Source organism: Streptosporangium sp. NPDC002607 (assembly GCF_053592655.1).
This window is the reverse complement of the sequence record NZ_JBSFWD010000059.1, coordinates 13,279-28,901: the sequence shown is the minus strand read 5'-3', so window position 1 is coordinate 28,901 and position 15,623 is coordinate 13,279. Positions and strand designations below refer to the sequence as shown.

The window sequence follows — 15,623 nt, the reverse complement described above, 5'->3', positions numbered from 1 at the left end:
GATGCTGAAGAACTTCTGGTACGCGATCGAGTTCGCCCACGTGGTCGACGGCAGGCCGCGGCGGATCACCTGCCTCGGTCAGGACTTCGTGATCTGGCGCAAGCGCGACGGCAGCGTGGCCTGCCTGTCCGACCTGTGCGTACACCGCGGCGGCGCGCTGTCGATGGGGAAGATCATCGAGGACCGTGTCGTCTGCCCCTACCACGGCTGGGAGTACGAATCCGACGGCGGCTGTACGAAGATCCCGGCCAACCCGCCGGGGCGGGGCATCCCGAAGAAGGCCCGGGTGGACGCCTATCCGGTGGTCGAGAAGTACGGCATGGTCTGGGCCTTCCTCGGTGACCTGCCGGAGCAGGAGCGCCCGCCGATCCCGCACATCCCCCAGCACGACGACCCCAGGTACCGTGCCGTCTACTGGGAGACCGTACTCGAGGCCAACTACGAGCGCGCCCTGGAGAACGTGGTCGACGCGGCGCACACGCCGTTCGTCCACGGCAGCGCGTTCGGCAACCCGGACAAGCCGGAGATCCCCGACTACGAGGTGACCGAGGCCGAATGGCACGCGGAGGCCGACGTGCTGTTCAGCCCGCCGCCCGCACCCGGTATCTGGGGCACCCTCTACCGGACCAAGGAACGCCAGCACGTGGTGGTGAGCAACGGCTGGTACCTGCCCAACATCGTCAAGCTGCACGTGCGGCTGCCGTTCGGCGACCTGATCCTGTACGACCACAACATCCCGCTCGACCGGGACCGGACCCTCGTGAAGATCGTCGGTTACCGGACCTTCTTCACCGGCAAGTGGGCGGACGCCAGCGCGGCCAAGCGGATCGGCAAGATCTTCGAGCAGGACCGGCCGATCGTCGAGAACCAGCGACCGGAGCTGCTGCCCTTCGACCTCTCGGCCGAACTGCACATCCGCAGCGACGCGCTCCAGGTCTCCTACCGGCGGCGGCGCCAGCAGCTGATCGACCAGGGCTGGTGGATCGGCGACGACGAGACCACCGCCGGCGACGCCGCGCGACGCTCGGCAACGGTGATCCCCTCCCCGGACCGCCGTGACAATCCCGAACTCGCCCGCGCCTGGGTGCACAAGCCCCGAGGAGAAGAACAGCCATGAGCCTGCCCGAAGCGCTGAGTGAACGCACCCTGTCCCGCCTGCTGGCCGCCACCGGCCTGTCGCCCTCGTCGCACCTGGACCTGACCGGCCCGATGTCCCCGGCGCCGGTGGGCGCTCTTCGCGTCTTCCGTCCGGCCGGCGCACCGGCACAGCCGGCCGTGGTGGAGAAGGTCGTGGCGGTCAGCCTGGTGGTGCCGCCGATCGGGCTGGACAGCCACATGATCTTCGCGTTCACCCGGCCGGAGTCGGCCGTCCCGCACTTCACGCTCGACTCGGTCGCCTCGTCCGAGTACCACGCCATGCACCTCGATCTGATCCCCCGGGCCGAGCTCGCCGTCCACCTGGAGTATCTGGACGTCTGCTTCCTGCCGCTGACGGAGCCGCTGGAAGCCGCCTGGAAGATCGACGGCGTCTCCCCCGCCGCCATCGGCCCCCGCCAGCGGGCGATGATGTCACCCTGGATGGTCGTCTGCCGGGCCACCGAGGATGCCTTCGAAAAGCTCGGCACGACCGTCGAGGTCTACCTCGACCACTGGTTCTCCCTCGTGGAGAAGGGCGTGCCCGACCCAGAGGGCACCGACCTCGCCGCCCGTGACACGGCCAACCGCGCCAACCTGTTCAGCCCGGAGGTGGACCCGGTCTGGCACCAGGTCACCCGCCTCCTCGGCCCGGAACAGTCCGATCTCGTACGCGGAGAACTTCTGGCATGAGCGACACCACGCGACCCAGCGAATGGCAGCGGCGCATCGCCGGAGAGTGGCACGGCCGTCCCTCCCTGTTCGACGCCACCGGCACCTGGCAGGGATATGAGGACATCCGCCGTTCCTCGGACTTCGTCGACGGCGTGACCACCTACTACATGGACGGCGGCCTGGAGGGCGGCGGCCCCATGGCCGGAAGGTTCCGGCTCGGCGCCCCGTTCGCGTTCGGCGTCGTCGACTCCGACGCCAACCGCGTCTACACCGGACCCGACTTCTACGGCACCGGCCAGCCGTACGGTTCCTTCGTCGACTCCCACTACTACGGCCCCGGCTGGCAGGTGGACCTCAACACCTGGAACCAGGTCCTCGCCGACGACGACATCCAGGTCTACTCCTCGATGCTCTACCAGGGTCCCGCCGTGGTCGGCTGCTTCAACGGCCTCTACACCCGGGACCCCGCCAAGGTGGCGGACTGGCTGGCGGCCGAGACCCGGAACGGGCCGGTGCCCCACATCCTGCCCACCAAGACCGCGGGCGCCTTCTCCGGCACCTGCGAGGTCTTCGGCGCCGACCAGAAGCCGCGCGGCACCGTGGACATCACGGTCGAGGTGGAACCGCTGGATCTGCTGCGGGCCCGCCACCACGTCACCTGGACCGGAGCCCTGGAGCGCGGCCACACCGTCGAGGTGCGGCGTGACGGCTTCCGTTCCTTCTACGAGGGCCCCGAGGCCTGGGGCAACGCGCAGGCGTACGGCAGGGCGAACTACTCGAGCCTGCACTTCCGCGACGTCTGGAAGCTCAAGGGCCGCGAGTTCGTGATCGACGCCACCCCGGGGATGAGCGCGGGAAGGACGATGGCGGTCGTCTACGAACTGTTCGACGGCAACGTGCCGGCCGCCGTGGTCCACGGGGTGCTTCGATGGTCGTAGTCGTGACCGGCGGCACCAGGGGCATCGGGCTCGGGCTGGTCAGGGAGTTCCTCTCCCGGGGACACCGGGTCGCCCTCTGCGGCCGCAGTGACGAGTCCGTCGAGAAGGCACTGGCCGCACTGGACAGCGATCACGCGCTGGGGATGGCGGCGGACATGGCCGACCGTGCCCAGGTTCAGGCGCTGTGGGACGCGGCCGTCGACCGGTTCGGCTCGGTGGACATCTGGATCAACAACGCCGGGATCTCCCAGACACGCGGGCCGCTCTGGCGGCTCCCGGACGCCGAGGCGACGGCCGTCGTCGGCGTGAACCTGACCGGTGTGATCAACGGCAGCGCGGTCGCCGTCACCGGGATGATCGAGCAGGGCCGCGGCCACGTGTGGAACATGGAGGGGCTGGGCAGCGACGGCCGTACGGTCGCCGGCCTGTCCGTCTACGGCGCGACCAAGCGGGCGATCACCTACCTCACCCGGGCCCTCGCCAAGGAGGTCCCGGCCGGCGTCTCGGTCGGCCTGCTCAGCCCCGGCATGGTCGTCACCGACCTGCTCACCCACGGCTACGCCCCGGAGGAACTCGCCAGAGCCGCCCGGATCTTCAACATCCTGGCCGACCGGGTCGAGACCGTCACCCCGTGGCTCGCGGAGCAGGCGCTGACCCGGACCCGCAACGGCGCCCACGTCCGCCGGCTGACCCAGGGCAAGATCCTCGCCCGGTTCGCCTCGGCCCCCTTCTCGAAACGCCGGGTGATCCCGTGATCGAGTACCCCGTCCCCCGCGTGGTGTTCGCGATCGCCGCGTTCCGGCCGCGCCCTACCCGACGCTTGGAGGCCGTACGATGACCGACGCTCTTGGCTGGCGCCGCAAGTTCGGCGTGATCGCCCCGTCCACCAACACGATCGTGGAGCCGGACTTCTACCGGATGACCGTTCCCGGGGTCACCGCGCACTTCAGCCGCATCCACATCCGCGACCAGAACATGTCCGGGAACGAGGGCATGGAACGCCTGCTCGACCAGATCCGCGAGGAGATCGGCTCAGCCTGCGAGCGGGTGATGACCTGCGAGCCGGACCACATGGTGATGGGCATGTCCGCCGAGACCTTCTGGGGCGGTGTCGAGGGCAACCGGCAGTTCGTCAAGCAGATCCGCGACCTCACCGGCCTGGAGGTGGCGACCGGCGCGGAGGCGTGCGAGCGGGCGCTGAACCTGTACGGCGCGCGCAAGCTCGGCGTGGTCACCCCCTACCAGCCGGTCGGCGACGAGAACGTGGTGCGCTTCTTCTCCGAGATCGGCTTCGATGTGGTCGCCGTCAAGGGTCTGAAGTGCCCCACGGCCGTGTCGATCGCGCACGTCACCGAGTCCACGCTGCGCGAGGCGCTGATCGAGGTGGACTCCCCCGACGTGGACGCGATCGTGCAGTGTGGCACCAACCTTTCCATGGTCGGCCTGGCCGACGAGGCCGAGCGATGGCTCGGTAAGCCGGTCATCGCCATCAACGCCGCCACCTGGTGGATGGCGCTGCGCGACAACGGCGTCGAGGACAAGGTGTACGGCGCGGGCCGGCTGCTGCGCGAACACTGAGGGCCCGTCCTCAACCGCTTTCTCCCCGTCGCGCGCAGGCTCACGCGAGCGCCGAAGACCGTCTTCGTGCGCTTCTTTCCCCCTGCCGTGAATCCCCACCCCGTCCAGCCGTGGCCCGCCGCATGGCCGGCCGCTTCCTGACCCATGCCCTGAAACACCCCCTGGAGGAAACATGACTCTCTCCACCGGATCCACTCGGCGGATTCGCGCCGGGCTGGTCGCCGCGGCGCTCACCGTGGCGACCGCGCTGACGCCGTCGGCGGCCCTCGCCGGCGGCGCCACCACGTCCACCGCGTCCACCTTGACGTCGCCCTCCTGGGTCGGCCGGTACGAGACGCAGATCGGCAACGACCCGGCCACCGTCTACTACCCGGCCGCCCAGACCTCCCTGCCGGTCGCCCTGCTCCTGCAGGGCGCGAACGTGCCCAAGGAGAGCTACAGCGAATTCGCCAAGATCGTCGCCGGTTTCGGCTTCGCCGTGGCCGTCCCGAACCATCAGCGCGCCGTCGGCCCGGTCTCCGGGCTCTTCCCCGAGCAGTCCCAGACCAACGCCGCCGTGACGTGGGCGGCGGCGGAGAACGCCCGCGCGGGCTCCCCGGTGGCCGGGCGGCTGGACGCCGACCGGCTGGTCCTGCTCGGGCACTCCTTCGGCGGGGCCGCCGGGCTGTTCGCCATCGGCAACACCTGCACGGTCCCGTTCTGCTTCGGGCCCGTCTACCAGCGTCCCGCGGCGCTGCGCGCGGCGGTGTTCTACGGCGCGAGCACGACAACGCCCGGCGGGGGTGCCGTCCCGATCGCCAACGCCGGGGTACCGGTCGCCCTCGTCCAGGGTGGCCTGGACGGCAACAACCTGCCGGCGGCGGCCGGTGCGACCTACAACGCCCTCGGCGCGCCGCCCAAGGCGCTCATCACCGTGACCGGCGCCAACCACTTCGGTCTCACCGACACCCAGACCCCGCCCGGCGCCATCCCCGACGCCTCGGCGCAGACGCTGTCCCAGGAGGAGAGCATCGACACCGCCGCCAAGTGGAGCGCGCTGTTCCTGCGCGCCTCGCTCGGCGACTCGCTGGCCGCGGCCTACGTCTACGGCTTCGGAGACGCCTCCGACAAGAACGTCACGGTGCTCTCCCAGCGCTAGTTGCATACAATCCAGCGATAGTTTTGCAAAAATTGCCTCATATATAGATCCATTGCATACAACACTGATACATCTGGAACATGTCTTCTCCCCGTATAAGCATCGTTGAGGTGGGACCCCGGGACGGCCTGCAGAACGAGTCCGTCCCGGTCGACACCGACGCCAAGGTGGCCTACATCGAGGCGCTGGCCGACGCCGGTCTCACCCGCATCGAGGCGGTCAGCTTCGTCCATCCCCGCCTGGTTCCCCAGATGGCCGACGCCGAGCAGGTGATGGCCCGCGTCCCGCGGCGCGAAGGGCTCAGCTACATAGGCCTGATCGTCAACGGGCGCGGCCTGGACCGGGCCCTGGCCGCGGGGGTGGACGAGGTCAACGTCACGATCGTGGCGACCGAGGCCTTCTGCCGGCGCAACCAGGGCATGACGGTGGCGGGGGCGCTGGACTCCTTCGCCGGGATCGCCGCCCGCGCCCACGCGGCCGGACTGCGGGTCACCGCGACCGTCGGGGCGGCCTTCGGCTGCCCGTTCGAGGGCGAGGTGGCGCCCGCTCACGTGGCCGAACTGGTACGGCGGTGCGCGGACACCGGGGCCGACGAGATCGCGCTGGCCGACACGATCGGCGTGGGCGTACCCGCCGACGTGCGACGGCTGACCGGGGCCGTGCGCGAGGTCACCGACCTGCCGCTGCGGTTCCACTTCCACAACACCCGCAACACCGGCTACGCCAACGCACTGGCCGCGGTCGAGGCGGGCGCCACCGCGCTCGACGCGAGCAGCGGCGGGATCGGCGGCTGCCCGTTCGCCCCGGCGGCGACCGGCAACATCGCCACCGAGGACCTCTCCTACGCGCTGCGCCGCTCGGACGTCGCCACCGGCGTCGACCTCGACCGGCTGCTCTCGGCCGCCTCCTACATCGGGGAGCGGCTCGGCGCTCCGCTCCCGGCACTCCTCGGCCGCGCGGGCGACTTCCCGCCCGTCCCGGGTGCCCGAACTCTCGATTGACGAGCACGTCTCACCCGCGACATGCTATCGATAATGGAAAAATGTTTCTCCATACGAAACATAAAGGGGTCCTATGCAGCTCTCCATCGCCGGCGGGATCCGCGAACTCGCCGCGGCCACCCCCACGACGGTCGCGGTGGTCGACGGCGGCCGGAGACTGACCTATCGCGGCCTGGACGACCGGTCCAGCCGCCTGGCGAACGCCCTGCTGGCCGCCGGACTGCGGCCGGGCGAACGGGTCGCGCTGCTGCTCGGCAACCGGATGGAGTATCCGGAGGCCGCGGCGGGCATCGCCAAGGCGGGGCTGGTCACGGTGCCGCTCAACCCCCGGCTGACCCCCGGTGAGGCCGCCTACATCCTGGGGCACTGCGCCGCCCGCGCCCTCATTCTGGACGAGGCGCTGGCGGCGGCGGTGGACGGCGTCGAGCTGCCCGGCACGGTCCTGTCCATGGGCGGCAACCGGCTTGGGCCGTCCTACGACGCGGCCCTGGCCACGGCCGGCGCGAGGGACCCGCGGATCGAGGTGGACGAGCGCGAGCCGTTCTGCGTGGCCTACACCTCGGGCACCACCGGCCGCCCCAAGGGCGTGTTGATCAGCCACCGGTCGCGGTCGCTCACCTTCTACGCCTCGGCCCTGGAGTGGGGCCTGGGCCCCGGCCGCCGGACGATCGCCGTGGCCCCGATGTACCACGGCGCCGGATTCGCCTTCGGCTACGCGCCGGTGCACACCGGCGGCACGGTCGCGATGCTGCGAAGCTGGGACCCCGAGCGGCTGCTGGCGATGATCGAACGTGAGCGCGCCCAGTCGGTCTTCCTGGTGCCCACCCACGCCCACATGCTCCGCGCCCTGGGCGAGAAGGCACTGCGCGACCACGACCTGTCCTCGCTGGACACCCTGTACTTCAACGCCGCCGCACTACCGCGCGCGCTGAAGGAATGGGTGCTGGACACCTTCCCCGGGGTCGGGGTGCACGAGCTGTACGGCTCGACCGAGGCCGGGATCATCAGCGACTGCCGCCCGGCCGACGCCCGCGGCAAGATCGGCTCGGTGGGCCGCCCGTGGTTCATGACCGAGGTCAGGGTGGTGGACGACGAGGGGAACCCCGCCGACCGGGGCGAGCTGTTCAGCCGCTCGCCGTACCTGATGAACGGCTACCTGGACGACCCGGCCGCCACCACCGCGTGCACCGCCCCCGACGGGTTCCTCACCAGCGGCGACATCGTCGAGCGCGACGAGGACGGCTTCATCTACATCGTCGACCGCAAGAAGGACATGATCATCTCTGGCGGGGTGAACATCGCCCCGCGCGAGGTCGAGGAGGTCCTGACCTCCTTCCCCGGCGTCGCCGACGCCGCCGTCGTGGGCCTGCCCGACGAGCGGTGGGGCGAGCAGGTGGCCGCCTTCGTGGTCACCCTGCCCGGCACTCCGGTCGACGCCGAGGCACTGGCGGCGCACTGCCGTACCAGACTGGCCGGCCCCAAGCTGCCCCGGCAGGTCGAGTTCGTTCCCGCGCTACCCCGCAACGCCGCAGGAAAGATCCTCAAGCGCGAGTTGCGTGACAACCACTAAGGAGAACCGCTCATGCGGCCGCATGTCGAAATGATCCACGAAGACGACTACGTCTGGCACGCCGCCGAACTGCCCGGCGGCGAGGGCAGGGCCGGCGAGCGGCGGCTGTCGGCCGACGAGGAGGACGGCTCCGGCTCCCTGCGCCTCGACTTCCACACCGACTGGGGCCGCGGCCCCGGCATCCACCACGCCAACACCGAGTACTACGTGCTCGACGGATCGATGACGTACGGCGGCCGCCGCATCGGCAAGGGTGGCTATCTCTACCTGCCCAAGGGTGTTCCCGCCGACGCCGTCACCTTCGCCGAGGGCACTCGGATCCTGCACTACCGCGAGTACGGCGACGCCGGCTTCGACCCCGTGGAGAGCCTGGCCGCGCCGCGCTGGGAAGGGGCTCGCGAGGACGTCATCGTCATCGACTCCGAGGCCATGAACTGGGACGCGGTGCCGAACGCCGGGCCGATGCCCGGTCTGTTCATCAAGTACCTGCACGTCGACCCGGTCACCGGTTTCTACACCCGCCTCGTCCACGCCCAGGAGGGCTGGGCCGACCACCGGCTGGCCCACCACCCCTGTTACGAGGAGGCGTACACCGTCCAGGGCCACATGGAGTACAACTTCGGCACCCTGGACCTGGGCACCTACTTCTTCCGCCCCGCCCGGGTCAAGCACGGCCACTTCACCACGATGGAGGGCGGCGCCACCTGGCTGCTGCGCTCCGACGGCGAGCTGCACAACTGGTACACCGAGCACGAATGGGTGCGCTGGGGCGGCGAGGCCATCAACTACGGCCCCGAAGGCGGCCGGATGCGCTGGTCCCAGTCCGCCCACGACCTGGGCCGGGGTCCCTCCCGCCGCACCGAGCAGGACCTGGAGATGCTGCGGGCGTCCCTGGCGTACGCCCGCGAGCAGGGTGCCGTCGACACGGACGTCCACCTGCACGGTCACGGCGCCGACAGGAGCCTCATCGCCATCGCCAAGGCCATCGACGCGGCCCGCCTGCAGGGCGGCCACGATGACCACTCACACGACCACGGGGAAGGACAGCCCGCCCTCGGCTGGGGCACCGATCCCGCCGCGCTGGAGCACCCCGACGAGCGCACCGACGCAGGCGCCCACAACCGGGGACATGGCCGGGCCTGGAAGTCGGGCGATCCCGTTCCCGCCCCCATCATCTCAAGCCTTCCCGTCCGCTCCCGCTCCCGCGGCTACTGGGACGGCGAGGGTCTCTGACCGCGCAGCCGTATCCCGGAGACTCGTCCGCCATCGCGGTCGCCCGTCGCCGCGATGGCCGCGATCAGTACGGCCTCACCGGCGTTGCCCAGGACGGGCAACGCCACGGCGGCACCCGCGGTCGCCAGGAGCACGGCCGCACCCAGAAAAAGCCAGGGCGTACGCCACCGCACCCACAGCACGAGCCCCACGACCAGCAGGATCACCGTGGTGACCAGCGCCGGGATCGGCGGGCCCAGCGCATCCACGGAAACGTAACGCAGGGTGTCCGACCACCATCGGGGCTCCAGCCGCAGATCCGCCAGGCCCACCACCTCGAAGACGACCAGAACACCGGCGAGGCCCCACGCCGGAACGACGAGGCCGCGGCGCACGAGGACCGCCCCGTGGACGATGAGGAGCGGGGTGAGAATGGCGTGGACGGCGAAGCGGCCGGTGTTGAGCGCCTCCAGCCACGGCCCCTCACCGATCAGCCGCCCGGCTCCGACGACCGCCGAGTCGTAGGCGATCCCCGTCGCGACCGCGAACGGGATCCACCGGCCTGATCGCGCCAGCCGTACGGCCAGGGCCACCTGGATCAGGGCCAGCCCGCCGTACAGGACCGAGATCACGGCTCGTGGCCGGCGACGGCTCCGGCGGCGGGCTCGGGAGGGATTTTCCCCTCAGGCCCTTCGGGTGGCTCCTTGGCCGCCGAAACAGCCCCATGGCCGACGGACTCCATCTGCACGACCTGGTTCGGCACAGTCGCCTCCTAGACGTTTCCTCCGGTTTCATGGATCCTACATCTTGGAAACATTGTTTCTCTAGGAGCAACAAGGGTGCGCATGGGTCTCGATCACGGGCGGTTCTCCTCCGACGTCCACCACCACGCAGGCGATTGACGGTGGCGGCTCGCACGCGACATGCTCTTGAACAGCCGACGACATGTGGCCTTCGATCCCCGTGACGCGAATGAATCCGGTCGGAGGAGATCATCCATGGTGCGGTCATGAAAGGCCGGTACCAGGTGTATTTCGAGCGCGCCTGGATCCCGATCACAGCGGTGGACAGGCTCGGCAGGGTCAGGGAGAGCAATCCCGCCTTCCGTGCCGCGGTGGCCCGCACCACCGAGGAACTGGACGGTCTCCCGGCCGAAGAACTGCTCGCGCCCGGCGAGATCGACACACAGCGGCCCTATTGGCAGATGCTGGCCCTCGGGCGGCTCGATGTCTACCGGACCCGGATACGGCTCGTCCGCGGGAACGGTACCGTGATCCGCGCCCGGATCAGCGCCTCCGTCGAACACCGCACCGACGGCCTGCCCTGGCGGGTGGTAACCGTACTGGACGAGATCTCCTCCGCCGCGCCCGCGCTGAGCCCGCTCCAGAGCACGGTGCTACAGCTGGTCGCCGAAGGCGCGTCCAACGCGCAGATCGCCCGGCGGTTGTACCTGACCCGCCAGGCCGTGGACTATCACCTGGTACGGCTGCGCGCCAAGCTCGGCGCGGAAAGCCGATCGGCGCTGGCCGGGCGGGCCTTCGTGCTGGGCCTGTTCGTACCCGGCGTGTGGCCGCCGACCCTGCACCCGCCCCGAGCCGAGGCGGGTGCGCCGGAGTGCCGTTACTGGACGCCGAGGAACTGAACGTCCGGGTCGGTCTGTGCGGCCGTGCCCCAGACCGTGTCGTACTGGGCGGCGTCGTCACGGAGGTGGTACAGCAGCCAGGCGGTGGTCACCCGGCGGGTGATCGCCTGCTGGGCGGCCCGGGTAATCGAACCGCTGTCGCAGCCGAGGCCGCCGGAGTCGGTGAAGCCGCAGTGGAAACCGCCGACGATCGTGCGCAGTTGCTTGGGAGCGAGCTTGGCGTTGTAGATGGGGATCTGGTGGCCCGACGGGCCCGCGACGGTGTCGCCCGTACCGGCGACCAGCTGCATGGGAACCGCCGTGGTGGCCGCGGCGGCCACGGCCGAGGGGTTGGTCTCGGCTGCGGCCAGGTTCGTCACCGTCCGCACCGCCGAGTTGCGCGCGGCGGCCAGCACGCTGGCGCCGCCGCCCATCGAGTGCCCCGACAGCCCCAGCCGGTCGGTACGCACGTGGGCGTTGAACCGCGACCCGGCGACGGTGTTCTGCGCCACCATCCAGGTCAGCGCGGCGTTCAAATCATCAGCGAAGGCACCGTGGCTGGGGAACAGGCCGCCCTGCGAGGTCGGCATGATCGTGATCACGCCCCAGGAGGCCCAGTGGCCGCCCAGAGAGGCGTACTTGTCGATGCCCTGGAAGAACCCGTGGCCGAAGGCCACCACAGGGAACTGCCCGGCTGCGACGGTTGTGTTGCTTCCCGCCGAGGTCGCGGGGTAGTAGACCCGGGCGCTGAACGAGCGACCGGAGGCCGAGACGCTGACGTCGGAGTAGCCGACCGAGTGGGAGCCCGGGGCGGACAGGTCGGCGGCGACGGCGGGGGCGGCCGTGAGGAACAGGAAGGGGATCAGGAGGATCACCCAGACCCTGATCGTCCAAGAGCGCATGATGCTTCACCAGCTTTCACGCGGGGGTCGTTATCCGAATTTTGGAAACTTCGATTCCCCTATGGCAACGGTGAGAGGTCCGGACTAGGCAAATGCCAAAAGGCCCAAGGAACGCGTACGCGAGGTCGTCATGGTGCGGCCGACGGGAACCGGCCGCCGGTCCCCGCGTACGGACAGGCCGCAGACCCGGTCGGTGTCACCGACCAGGTGGGTGATCCTCATACCGTCAGCGGCCCCTTCACGGCCGGCGGGAGACCGAACCGTTCCAGCACGGCCGCCTCGTCCCACACCTCGCCGTACTTGGCCTGGATGTCGAACAGGTTGGCCTCGTGTGGCCGGGGGTCGCGGTCCCCGACCGCCTGGCGCACCACGACCGGCACGAACCCGTGCTGTATCCCGTCGACGGCGGTGGCGCGCACGCAGCCGCTGGTGGACACGCCCGCGATGACGAGCGTGTCCACCCGCAGCGCGTTGAGCGTCGAGGCCAGCACCGTGCCGAAGAAGGCACTCGCGTACTGCTTGACGATCACCGTCTCCCCCGGCCCGGGCGCGACCTCCGGCATCAGCTCGCCGAGCGGCCCGCCACCGTCCACCAGGTGGCGCAACGGGGCCACCTTGCGGAAGAACAGGCCGCCGTCGACGCCGTCAGGACCGAACGCGACCCTGGTGTGGATCACCGGAGCACCCGCCGAACGGGCGGCGGCCAGGACCCGCGCGGCCGAGTCCAGGCAGTCGCGCGAGCCCATGTAGAGCTCGGCGCCCGGTTCGAAGTAGGCGCGCATCAGGTCGATGAGGATCAGCGCCGGGCGTTCCCCGAACGGCAGGGAACGCCCGTACACCTCGTCGTGGTCCCTGATCACCCGCGGCTCCGGGGATGGCGGGCACCCTCCGCGCGGCGCGCGAGAGGTCCCTCGGGCGCCAGGACGCGGACGGCGGGGTGGTGGAACATGGGGGGCTCCCTCTGTTTCAGATGACTCCGGCAGCCGACAGGCCGGTGAACTCCGCCTCCGTCAGGCCGAGGAGCCCGCGATAGACCTCTTCGTTGTGCTGCCCGAGCGCGGGCCCGGCGCTGCGCACGCTTCCGGGGGTGTCGGAGAGCTTGGGGACCACGTTCTGCATGGCCAGCTCGCCGAAGTCCGGGTGCGGGACGCGGACGATGGCCTCACGGGCGGCGAAGTGCGGATCGGCGAACATGTCCTTGGCCGTGTAGACCCGCCCGGCGGGGACACCCCCCTCGTGCAGCGACCGAAGCAGCTCGTCCGCGGGGATCCCCGCGGTCCAGGCGGCGATGATCTCGTCAAGCTCGGCCATGTTCGCGCCGCGCGCGCCGTGGGTGGCGTAGCGCTCGTCGGCGGCCAGCTCGGGCCGGCCCATCAGGGTCGCCAGGCGGGTGAAGACGCTGTCCTGGTTGGCGGCGATGAGGATGGTGTCGCCGTCCTCGGTCGGGTAGACGTTGCTGGGCGAGACGTTGGGCAGCACGGTGCCGGTGCGCTCGCGCTGGTAGCCGGCCTGCTGCCATTCGGGCACCATCGACTCCATCATGGCGAGCACCGCCTCGTAGATCGCCGAGTCGACGACCTGGCCCCTGCCGCTGCGCTCGCGCTCGTGCAGCGCGACGAGCGTGCCGACACAGGCGTGGGTGGCGGCCAGGGAGTCGCCCAGCGAGATGCCGGCGCGCGCCGGCGGCCGGTCGGGGTCGCCGGTGACGTGGCGGATGCCGCCCATGGCCTCGCCGATCGAGCCGTATCCGGCCCGGGGGGCGTAGGGGCCGCTCTGACCGAACCCGGTCACCCGGGTGATGACCAGGCGGGGGTTGATCTCGTGCAACCGGGCCGGGGACATGCCCCAGCGCTCCAGCGTGCCGGGCCGGAAGTTCTCCAGCAGCACGTCCGCCCGCTCCACCAGCCTGATGAGCAGGTCCTGCCCCTCGGGGGTGCGCAGGTCGCAGGTGACCGACTTCTTGTTGCGGGCCACGACCGGCCACCACAGCGACCGGCCGTACGGCTTCTCCCGGCCCCACTGGCGCATGGGGTCGCCCCGGCCGGGGTCCTCCACCTTGATGATCTCAGCGCCGAAGTCACCGAGCAGCTGGCCGCAGAACGGCCCGGCGAGCAGCTGGCCGAGCTCGACGACTCGGATGTCTCCGAGTGGAAGGCCTCTCAAGTGTTGTTCTCCTGACGACGGGGACCGAGCAGGGACGCGCGGGCGGAGAACAGGTGGGCGCGCATCACGGCCTCCGCCCATTCGTGGTCTCCGGCGCACACGGCCGCCACGATCTCGATGTGATGGCTGACGCTGCGGCGCATGGCCTCGGAGTCGAAGGCTCCGTAGGTGCGCAGCAACACGGGTGAGTGGACCAGCGAGCTGATCGACTGGGCCAGCACCTGACTGCCGCCGAGCCTGACCAGTGCCTGATGGAAGTCGGCGTTGAGGCGGTAGACCGCCTCGACGTCGCGGCGGCCGGCGTGCTCGGCGAGGGTCGTCGCCAGCTCGTGCAGGCCCGCGATGTCCTGCTCGGTCGCGACGGCCACCGCCTGCCGGACGGCCAGCCCTTCGATCCTGGCACGCAGCTCGAAGATCGTCTCCAGATCGGCGCGGGGATACACCACGACTCTGGCGCCCTTGTTGGCCGTGATCTCGACCAGCCCCTCGGCCTACAACCGCCGCAGCGCGTCGCGGATCGGGGTCCGGCTGACGCCCCGCGCCTCGGCCAGCTCGACCTCACCGAGGTGGTCACCGGGCTCGTAGTGACCGCTGAGGATCAGGCCGCGCAGGCTATCGATTGTCGACATATATACACCCTTACCGAATTTCCCCCCACGGTGACACTGTAGGAGAAAAATGACAAGCTTTTGCATACAATTGACGGCGAGCTAGTGCGGTAATCGGGAATCCTCAACGGCTTCCCCGGCGGGCCGAACCAGAGATCGTCTCCGCGCTCCCCGCCGTCGGATGAGCTTCGCCACGTGATGTCGTCGACGACGGACGGCCCGGCCGGTGCCCGGGAGCGACCATCACGTGAAGGCCATAACCCCGTTCTCTCCGCCCGCGTCCCGGCGCGCCGCCGCACAAAATGGAGATCATGACTCCACGACGGCTCTACAACGGCACGGGCCCTGGCCCGATCACCCCGGACGGCTGCTCGGTCGACTACTACACCACCCTCACCCCCAGGGGCGAACCCGAACTCATCCACGCCTCGATCCCGGCCGGGGCGAGCATCCTCGAACTCGGCGCGGGCGTGGGCCGGATCACCCACCGCCTGCTGGAACTCGGGCACGAGGTCGTCGCGGTCGACGAGTCGCCCGAGATGCTCGCCCACATCCGCGGCGCCGAGACCGTGTGCTCTCCCATCCAGACCCTGGCCCTGCCCAGGACCTTCGACCTCGTGCTGCTGATGTCGTTCGTCATCGAAACCGCCGACGACGACCTGCGCGCCGCGTTCCTGCGCACCTGCGGCGCGCACGTCTCCGCCGACGGCTGCGTCATCCTGCAGCGCCAACCCCCCGAGTGGTACGACACCGTCCAGCCGTTCGAACGCGACGCCGACCCCGGTCACACCGTCAGCATGACGCGGGTCAGCCGCCCCGCCCCCGACCTGCTCGACGCCACCATGGAGTACACCATCGGCGAGCGGCGCTGGACCCAGACCTTCCTCAGCCACCGCCTCGACGACGACTATCTGGAACACTCCCTCAACCAGGTGGGCCTGACCATCTCCGGATTCCTGAACGACGACCGCGGATGGGTACGCGCCACACCTCTGTGACACCCGCCCCTTTCCGAACGATCGAAGCAGAGCCGGCATCGACCCACCGGTGGCACTGGGCACCAGGCCGCCACCTCGCCGGAGC

17 protein-coding genes are annotated in these 15,623 nt (G+C 70.2%); 11 read left to right on the top strand and 6 right to left on the bottom strand.

The window, feature by feature from the left end:
• Position 1 precedes the first annotated feature (1 nt).
• From ACWD3H_RS40265 to ACWD3H_RS40225, 9 genes are all read left to right on the top strand, one after another.
• Entirely contained in the window at positions 2-1,117 is a 1,116-nt protein-coding gene (locus tag ACWD3H_RS40265; protein ID WP_355618891.1) for an aromatic ring-hydroxylating dioxygenase subunit alpha, read from the top strand.
• Positions 1,114-1,827, top strand: a complete 714-nt coding sequence (locus ACWD3H_RS40260; RefSeq protein ID WP_451958762.1) for a hypothetical protein — start codon at positions 1,114-1,116, stop codon at positions 1,825-1,827. The genes ACWD3H_RS40265 and ACWD3H_RS40260 overlap by 4 nt, the downstream gene beginning before the upstream one ends.
• Complete coding sequence (locus ACWD3H_RS40255; RefSeq protein WP_355555615.1) at positions 1,824-2,747, top strand: hypothetical protein; 924 nt, start codon at positions 1,824-1,826, stop codon at positions 2,745-2,747. The genes ACWD3H_RS40260 and ACWD3H_RS40255 overlap by 4 nt, the downstream gene beginning before the upstream one ends.
• Positions 2,738-3,502, top strand: a complete 765-nt coding sequence (locus tag ACWD3H_RS40250) for an SDR family oxidoreductase (protein ID WP_451958761.1) — start codon at positions 2,738-2,740, stop codon at positions 3,500-3,502. Before ACWD3H_RS40255 ends, ACWD3H_RS40250 begins: the two co-directional genes overlap by 10 nt.
• A 79-nt stretch (positions 3,503-3,581) precedes the next feature.
• Positions 3,582-4,325, top strand: coding sequence for a maleate cis-trans isomerase family protein (locus tag ACWD3H_RS40245; RefSeq protein WP_451958760.1), 744 nt, complete (start codon positions 3,582-3,584; stop codon positions 4,323-4,325).
• Between the two features lie 172 nt (positions 4,326-4,497).
• On the top strand, positions 4,498-5,463 hold the full coding sequence (locus ACWD3H_RS40240; protein WP_451958759.1) for an alpha/beta hydrolase family protein: 966 nt from the start codon (positions 4,498-4,500) through the stop codon (positions 5,461-5,463).
• An 80-nt stretch (positions 5,464-5,543) separates the two neighbouring features.
• Positions 5,544-6,464, top strand: a complete 921-nt coding sequence (locus ACWD3H_RS40235) for a hydroxymethylglutaryl-CoA lyase (protein WP_451958758.1) — start codon at positions 5,544-5,546, stop codon at positions 6,462-6,464.
• Positions 6,465-6,537: 73 nt separating this feature from the next.
• Entirely contained in the window at positions 6,538-8,034 is a 1,497-nt protein-coding gene (locus ACWD3H_RS40230) for a class I adenylate-forming enzyme family protein (RefSeq protein WP_451958757.1), read from the top strand.
• A gap of 12 nt (positions 8,035-8,046) precedes the next feature.
• Complete coding sequence (locus ACWD3H_RS40225) at positions 8,047-9,267, top strand: DUF4437 domain-containing protein (protein ID WP_451958756.1); 1,221 nt, start codon at positions 8,047-8,049, stop codon at positions 9,265-9,267.
• On the opposite strand, the gene ACWD3H_RS40220 is transcribed toward ACWD3H_RS40225, so the two are convergent.
• Entirely contained in the window at positions 9,243-9,878 is a 636-nt protein-coding gene (locus ACWD3H_RS40220; RefSeq protein WP_451958755.1) for a hypothetical protein, read from the bottom strand. The genes ACWD3H_RS40225 and ACWD3H_RS40220 overlap by 25 nt on opposite strands.
• 377 nt (positions 9,879-10,255) lie before the next feature.
• Here ACWD3H_RS40220 and ACWD3H_RS40215 point away from each other — a divergent pair, with 377 nt between their 5' ends.
• Positions 10,256-10,888: a helix-turn-helix transcriptional regulator gene (locus ACWD3H_RS40215; RefSeq protein ID WP_355555599.1), complete on the top strand. Its 633-nt coding sequence runs from the start codon at positions 10,256-10,258 to the stop codon at positions 10,886-10,888.
• Here ACWD3H_RS40215 and ACWD3H_RS40210 read toward each other — a convergent pair.
• The 5 genes from ACWD3H_RS40210 to ACWD3H_RS40190 form a co-directional block, all read right to left on the bottom strand.
• On the bottom strand, positions 10,867-11,769 hold the full coding sequence (locus tag ACWD3H_RS40210) for an alpha/beta hydrolase family protein (RefSeq protein ID WP_355555597.1): 903 nt from the start codon (positions 11,767-11,769) through the stop codon (positions 10,867-10,869). The genes ACWD3H_RS40215 and ACWD3H_RS40210 overlap by 22 nt on opposite strands.
• A gap of 218 nt (positions 11,770-11,987) precedes the next feature.
• Positions 11,988-12,629 (bottom strand): isochorismatase family protein, encoded by a 642-nt coding sequence (locus ACWD3H_RS40205; protein WP_451958754.1) that lies wholly within the window; start codon positions 12,627-12,629, stop codon positions 11,988-11,990.
• 106 nt (positions 12,630-12,735) lie between these two features.
• The gene (locus tag ACWD3H_RS40200) at positions 12,736-13,932 is read right to left on the bottom strand and encodes a CaiB/BaiF CoA transferase family protein (protein WP_350920333.1); all 1,197 of its coding nucleotides are present in this window, start codon (positions 13,930-13,932) and stop codon (positions 12,736-12,738) included.
• Positions 13,929-14,378 carry a GntR family transcriptional regulator gene (locus ACWD3H_RS40195; protein ID WP_451958753.1) on the bottom strand — a complete coding sequence of 150 codons (450 nt, stop codon included), beginning with the start codon at positions 14,376-14,378 and terminating at the stop codon, positions 13,929-13,931. Before ACWD3H_RS40195 ends, ACWD3H_RS40200 begins: the two co-directional genes overlap by 4 nt.
• A gap of 45 nt (positions 14,379-14,423) precedes the next feature.
• Positions 14,424-14,561, bottom strand: a complete 138-nt coding sequence (locus ACWD3H_RS40190) for a GntR family transcriptional regulator (RefSeq protein ID WP_451958752.1) — start codon at positions 14,559-14,561, stop codon at positions 14,424-14,426.
• 290 nt (positions 14,562-14,851) lie between these two features.
• On the opposite strand from ACWD3H_RS40190, the gene ACWD3H_RS40185 reads away from it, so the two are divergent.
• Positions 14,852-15,538: a class I SAM-dependent methyltransferase gene (locus ACWD3H_RS40185; RefSeq protein WP_355555590.1), complete on the top strand. Its 687-nt coding sequence runs from the start codon at positions 14,852-14,854 to the stop codon at positions 15,536-15,538.
• Positions 15,539-15,623: the final 85 nt, after the last annotated feature.